The organism is Exiguobacterium flavidum, from assembly GCF_003344535.1.
Classification (GTDB): domain Bacteria; phylum Bacillota; class Bacilli; order Exiguobacteriales; family Exiguobacteriaceae; genus Exiguobacterium_A; species Exiguobacterium_A flavidum.
Genome location: NZ_QPKS01000012.1, coordinates 84,769 through 91,145 on the forward strand (window position 1 = coordinate 84,769; position 6,377 = coordinate 91,145).

The window sequence follows — 6,377 nt, forward strand, 5'->3', positions numbered from 1 at the left end:
CTCCTTAGGTTATTTAGGTTCTGGATACATCCGTTCGAGGAACTCGATCGACTGTCGGATCAACTGACGCAGCACGTCGGTATCGATATCCGCGACCTTGTTGATGTAGACACAGGCCTTCCCTGACGTATGCTTGCCGAGGCGTTCGAGCAATGCCTCCCGTCCTGCGTCTCCGGTCGCGAAGTACAGGCTCGTCTTCCCTTTGCGCGGCGAGAAGCCGACGAGGAAGCTGTCCCCCTCATGACCGGTCGGGTAGCGGTAATGATAGCGGCCGAAACCGATCATGCTCGCCCCCCACATCCGGGGCGGATGTCCGGAGGTCTCCGTGAAGATCTCAAGCAATTCGTAGGCGTCCTCCTTTTTCCGAGGGTTCTCGATCTCCTCGAGGAAGGCGGTGACATCGCCTTCATTTTCGTTCTCTCTCGTCTTCTGTTCGTAGGCCATTCCAGTCACGTCCTTTCAAAGGTCTTCAACGACAGCCCTTCTGTCATGGTTTTCTGAACATGAGAAAGCTGTCGCTCAATGCGTATCTTCGAGGCGGACGAGCTCGTCCATGATGAGCTCGATTTCCCGTTCGGCGACCTCGCGCGAGATGATCTCTTCCCGGACGAGCCGTTCGATTGCCTCGTGTTCCGCATACAAGGCAAGGCGGCGCAGCAGCGTCTGTTGGCGCTCTTTCAGTTCAGGGTATCTCTCGAACAGGCGCTCCGTCTCGCTGCGAAGCGAAGTGACTTCGTCTTCGTAGGAAGAGAGGAGGTCCCGGGTCGAGGCTTCCGTCAAGAACAGGTCGCTTCGCGCCTTTCGAATCTCGCTGACGGCGGACTCATAGCGGTGGCTTCTTGCGACGAGCGCCTCATAGGCGAGGTGCGCGTCATCCTTCTGCTCCGTACCGAGCAGGCGCAGGAGCGGCTTGATCGAGAGGCCCTGGACGACGAGTGAGAACAGGACGACGCTGAAGGCGAGGACGAGGACCGTCTCCCTGCCTTCGAACGAGCGCGGCAGGCTGAGTGCGAGAGCGATCGACAGCGACCCCTTCAATCCGCCCCAGTTCAGGATATGTCCCCAGGCGAGCGGGACGTTCTTCAAAAACGAGATGCTCGCGTAGACCGAGACGGCCCGGGCGACCAGGACGATCATGATCGCAATGGCGATCAGTCCCCATTTGTCCATCAGGTCGATCTGTGTGATCTCAAGACCGACCATCAGGAAGACGAGCGAGTTCGCAAGCAGCGCCGCGACGTCCCAGAAGCTGTTGATGTTGAGCTTGGTCGTCGGACTCATCCCGATCCGTGCCCCATAGTTGCCGAAGATGAGCGCCGCGACGACGACAGCGATGACACCGGACGCCTCGAACGTTTCTGCTGCGAGAAACGCACCGTAGAACAGGATGATGCTGAAGATGATTTCGAGCGGATAGTCGTCGTACAGCTTCGTCAGTTGGGAGAAGGCGTAACCGAAGATGGCTCCGACGAGCAGACCGAGGGCGATGACGCGGACGAACTCGAGCAGGCCAAGACCGAAACCAGCTACGCCGAGATCGAGATACGTCAACAGATAGAGCGAGGAGATCTTGAACAGGACGACGGCGAGACCGTCATTGAACAGGCTCTCCCCCTCGATGATCGTCGCAAGCCGTTTCGGCACGCCGACGCTCTTGAAGATCGACAGGACGCTGACGGGATCGGTCGCGCTCATCAGGGCAGCAAAGACGAACGCGGCAGGGACCGGCAGATCAAGAAGCCAGATGCCTGCGAAGCCGATGATCAAAAACGACAGGAGCGTCCCGAGAAACGCAAGCGAGATGATCGGCTTCCTGTTGTCCTTCAGATGCGGGAACGGCAGCTTGAGCGACGCCTCACCGAGCAGCGCCGGCAAAAAGAGGGTGATGATCACGAAATTGAACACTTCCCCTTCCGTGATGAACGATTTGACCGGTTCAAGGATGGGCACGTTCGCGAGACCGATCAGCGTGCCGACGATGACGAGCGCGATCGGATAAGGCTGATTCATTTTCTTTGCGACAGCCGTGATACCGGCAGCGAGCATGACCAGGACGAGCCCGAGTTCGAATACGTGGTGCAGATCGAGTTCTTCCATTAATCTACCTTCTTTCGTCGATGAGATGCCTTCCTTTTCCCGTCAGATACCGGCATCAATCTTCGGTCTGATGCTCGCTCATGAAGGCGAGCGTATTACCTTCCGAATCCTCGAAGAACACCATCCGCATCTCCGTCGTCCCGACCTTCGCGACGGTGTGGGGTTCATCCGTGAAGCGGATGGTCGCCCCCTTCTCACTATATGTCGCGGCGACGTCCGCCACCGTCAAGTAGAGGATCGAGCTGTGCGCGAATGCTTCGCTTTCCGGAACGCTCAAGATCAGACGGACGCCGGCACAGTCGAGAAAACCGAGCGTCTCCGTGCGGAACAGAAGCGGCAAGCCGAGCTCCTCCTCATAGAAGGCGATTGCCCGGTCAAGCTCCTTGACCGGTACGGCGATTTGACCGATTTTTTGGATCATCGTGTCCCGACTCCTTTCATTATTTCAATGCCTCGAACAGGAAGACACGGGACGAGGAGTCCGGTTCCTTGCCTGTATAGTCTGCCGTCACCTCGACGTCCGTGAAGCCGATCTCCTTGAGCACCATCTTGAATTCCTCGATGCCGTACCAGCGGAGCGGAAGGCGTTGCAATTCTGTTTGAATCAGATTGCCGTCGCGCCACTTCTCATATTTGATGAAGATGACGTGACATTGCGTGAAGAAGTCGAACTGTGCCGTCTTCGTCTCCATCGTGATCAGGCTGCCGTCCCTCGATGTAAACGAGGACGTCCCGCTGAAGGCTGAAATCGCGCTCGGCGTCTCGGGAAGCGACAGATCGAGAATCAACCGTCCACCTGGTTCGAGGTGGTCATACAGCCGGCGAAGCGTCGAAATCGATGCACTTCGTTCCTCGATCAGGGCGAATGAGCCGGCCGGGATGATGATCGCCTCGTAGTCATGCGGCAAGTCGATCGTCTCGAGTGCCCCTTCATACAGGACCGGCGCAAGTCCGCGCTCCTTGGCCTCATGTGCACACGCATCGAGCATCTGGGGCGAGTTATCGATTCCTTCGACGCGCAGGCCCGCCTCGAGCAGCGGGATATAGACGCGGCCGGAGCCGACCATCGCTTCAAGAATGCGTCCCTCGCAGTTCGCGAGACGTGACCGGTAGTACGCGATGTCACCGCTGAATGCGTGGCCGACCGGTTTCGTCAGCCGATAGACTTCCGTGCAAAGTTCCCCGTATTGACTGAATGACATGAAAACTCCCCCTTATCTCGTTAGCTTCAGATTACCTGAAAATCGGACAGAGGAAGAGGGGATCCTTCCGAGAAAAGGGAAGTGGTATTTTGTGCGATGGGACGGTGCGAGCAAGGAATGCGAGGTATGTCATTGACAATTTTTCGGATGGCATGATAGAAAAGAAGTAGTTAGCACTCTTCGTATAAGAGTGCCAAAAAATGCTTAGGGGGATTTCTCATGGAGACGAAACAATTCAAAGCGGAATCGAAGCGGTTGCTCGAGATGATGATCCACTCGATCTACACGCAAAAGGAGATTTTCTTGCGGGAGCTGATCTCGAACGCAAGTGACGCGATCGACAAACTCTACTACAAGGCCTTGACGGACGACAGCCTCGTCTTCGCCAAGGAAGACTATACGATCACGATCATCCCGGACAAGGACAAACGCCAGCTCGTCATCCGGGACACGGGGATTGGGATGACGCGAGAGGAACTCGAGGAGAACCTCGGGACGATCGCGAAGAGCGGATCGCTCGCCTTCAAGCAGGAAAATGAAGCCGAGGACGGACGCGATTTGATCGGACAGTTCGGGGTCGGGTTCTACTCGGCGTTCATGGTCGCGGACGTCGTCACGGTCGTCACGAAGCCGTTCGGCAGCGACGTCGCCTACAAATGGGAATCACGCGGCATCGACGGCTACACGATCGAGACGATCGAGAAGGAGACGGTCGGGACGGAGATCACATTGCACCTGAAGGCGGACACGGAGGACGAATCCTTCGGTGAGTACCTCGAAGGCTATCGCCTGAAGCAGATCATCAAAAAGTATTCCGACTTCATCCGCTACCCGGTCCAGCTCGAGGAGATCGAGCGCGAGAAGGCCGAAGGCTCGGAGGAATACGCGGAGAAGAAGGTGCTGAAGACCGTCAACAGTATGGTGCCGATCTGGCGTAAGAACAAACGGGAACTGACGGACGAGGACTATGCGAACTTCTATGCCGAGAAGCACTACGGATTCGACAAGCCGATGAAGCATCTCCACATCAGCGCGGACGGTGCCGTGCGCTACCAGGCGATCCTCTACGTTCCGGAGCAGATGCCGTTCGACTACTATACGCGCGAGTTCGAGAAGGGACTCGAGCTGTACGCGAACGGCGTGCTGATCATGGAGAAGTGTGCCGACCTCCTGCCGGACCACTTCAGCTTCGTCAAGGGGATGGTCGACTCGGAGGACCTGTCGCTCAACATCTCCCGTGAGATGCTGCAGCACGACCGGCAGCTGAAGCTGATCGCGAAGAACATCCAGTCGAAGGTGAAGAAGGAGCTCGAGACGCTGCTGCGCGACGAGCGCGAGAAGTACGAGACGTTCTACGGGGCGTTCGGACGCCAGCTCAAGTTCGGCCTCTACAACGACTACGGCATGCATAAGGACGTGCTGAAGGATCTCGTCCTCTTCTACTCATCGAAGGAGAAGAAGCTCGTCACGCTCGCGGAGTACGTCGGGCGAATGCCGGAAGAACAGAAGTATATCTATTATGCATCCGGTGAGAGCGTCGAACGCCTCGACAAGCTGCCGCAAACGGAACGGGTGGCGGACGAAGGTTATGAAATCCTCTACTTCACGGAAGAGATCGACGAGTTCGCGATCCAGATGCTCGTCGAATATGACGGAAAGCCGTTCAAATCCGTCACGAGCAGTGATCTCGGCTTGCCTGAAGCAGAGGCGACGGACCAGAAGGATCACGAAGACCTCTTCTTGGCGATGAAGGAAAAGCTCGGCAGCGACGTCAAGGACGTCCGCGCCTCGGTCCGCCTGAAGACGCATCCGGTCTGCTTCTCGACGGACGGTGCCGTCTCGATCGAGATGGAGAAGGTGCTACGCGCGATGCCGAACGCGGGCGACGTCGAAGCCGTGAAGATCCTCGAGGTCAACACGAACCACCCCGTCTTCGCTGCGCTCGAGAAGGCACACGCGGAGGACGAGGCGAAGTTCGGACGCTACACGAAGTTGCTGTATCAGCAGGCGCAGCTGATCGAAGGACTGCCGATCGAGGATCCGGCCGCCTTCGCGAACGAGGTTTGCGAGTTGATGATTTGAAGACAGACGAAAGAAGACATTCCGCACTGAACTGAACCAAAAAAGTTAGACAATGAATGATTCGTCAGGCGACCTTGAGGACCTGAGTCCGGTATTCCACCGGGCTCAGGTTTTTTAGTCGTCTCTTGATGCGACGATGGTTGTAGTACTCGATGTAACGCACGAGCTCGCGCTTGAAGTGGTCCATGTCATCGAACTCCTTGAGATACAGGAGCTCGGACTTGAGCACGGCGAAGAAGCTCTCGATGGCTGCGTTGTCGAGACAGTTGCCCTTACGGGACATACTTTGAGTGATGCCGTGCTCCCGGAGCGTACCGATGAATGGCCGGTATTGATAATGCCAACCTTGATCGGAGTGAAGAATCGGCCGTGCCTGCCCGTCGAGCCTCCCGATCGCCTGGTCCAACATCTCGCCGACGAAATGATAGGTGGGGCGGTCCGACACGGTATAGGCGATGATCTCCCGGTTCCCCAGGTCCATCATCGGCGAGAGGTAGAGCTTCTCCCCGAAGAGGTGGAACTCGGTGACGTCAGTCACCCATTTCTGGTTCAGGCCGGAGGCCTTGAAGTCCCGTTGGAGAAGGTTCGGCGCGACCTCCCCGACCCGCCCCTTGTAGGAGCGGTATCGCTTCATGCGGACGAGGCACTTGAGGCCGAGCTCACCCATGAGGCGGCGCACGGTCTTCGGGTCGTGTCGGAAGCCTTGGCGCTCGAGGAGCGCGTGGATGCGACGATAGCCACATCGTCCCTCGTGTTCGTGGAAGAGGGCATGGATGGCCGCCTTCACCTCCGCATACTTGTCCTCGGCCGTCAGGCGCGTCCGCCAATAGTAATAGACGCTCCGGGCCATACCGAGCACGCGAAGGAGTCCCGGGACGGGATAGGTCGCCCGCAACTCCTCGATCACTTGCGCCTTGATCCGGTTCGTCGCGCATTCTCTTCTTGAACCAAGGCTCTCAATTTTTTTAACGCGGCGTTCTCCATCTCGAGGTACTC

General features: G+C 57.4%; 6 protein-coding genes. 1 reads left to right on the plus strand and 5 read right to left on the minus strand.

Features of this window, described 5'->3' with window-relative positions; all coding sequences use genetic code 11:
• Positions 1 to 9: 9 nt before the first annotated feature.
• The 4 genes from DFG60_RS11765 to DFG60_RS11780 form a co-directional block, all read right to left on the minus strand.
• A complete protein-coding gene (locus tag DFG60_RS11765; RefSeq protein ID WP_114571968.1) occupies positions 10 to 444 on the minus strand; it encodes a DUF1801 domain-containing protein in 435 nt (144 codons plus the stop codon).
• Positions 445 to 519: 75 nt separating this feature from the next.
• Positions 520 to 2,097 (minus strand): cation:proton antiporter, encoded by a 1,578-nt coding sequence (locus DFG60_RS11770; protein ID WP_114571969.1) that lies wholly within the window; start codon positions 2,095 to 2,097, stop codon positions 520 to 522.
• Between the two features lie 55 nt (positions 2,098 to 2,152).
• A complete protein-coding gene (locus tag DFG60_RS11775) occupies positions 2,153 to 2,518 on the minus strand; it encodes a VOC family protein (protein WP_114571970.1) in 366 nt (121 codons plus the stop codon).
• A gap of 19 nt (positions 2,519 to 2,537) precedes the next feature.
• Positions 2,538 to 3,299, minus strand: a complete 762-nt coding sequence (locus DFG60_RS11780) for a class I SAM-dependent methyltransferase (protein ID WP_114571971.1) — start codon at positions 3,297 to 3,299, stop codon at positions 2,538 to 2,540.
• A gap of 219 nt (positions 3,300 to 3,518) precedes the next feature.
• Here DFG60_RS11780 and htpG point away from each other — a divergent pair, with 219 nt between their 5' ends.
• Positions 3,519 to 5,381, plus strand: a complete 1,863-nt coding sequence (gene htpG / locus DFG60_RS11785; protein WP_114571972.1) for a molecular chaperone HtpG — start codon at positions 3,519 to 3,521, stop codon at positions 5,379 to 5,381.
• 64 nt (positions 5,382 to 5,445) lie between these two features.
• Here the strand turns inward: htpG and DFG60_RS11790 are convergent.
• Positions 5,446 to 6,377, minus strand: a 932-nt coding sequence (locus DFG60_RS11790; protein ID WP_157964544.1) for an IS3 family transposase, incomplete at its 5' end; no start/stop codon positions are given.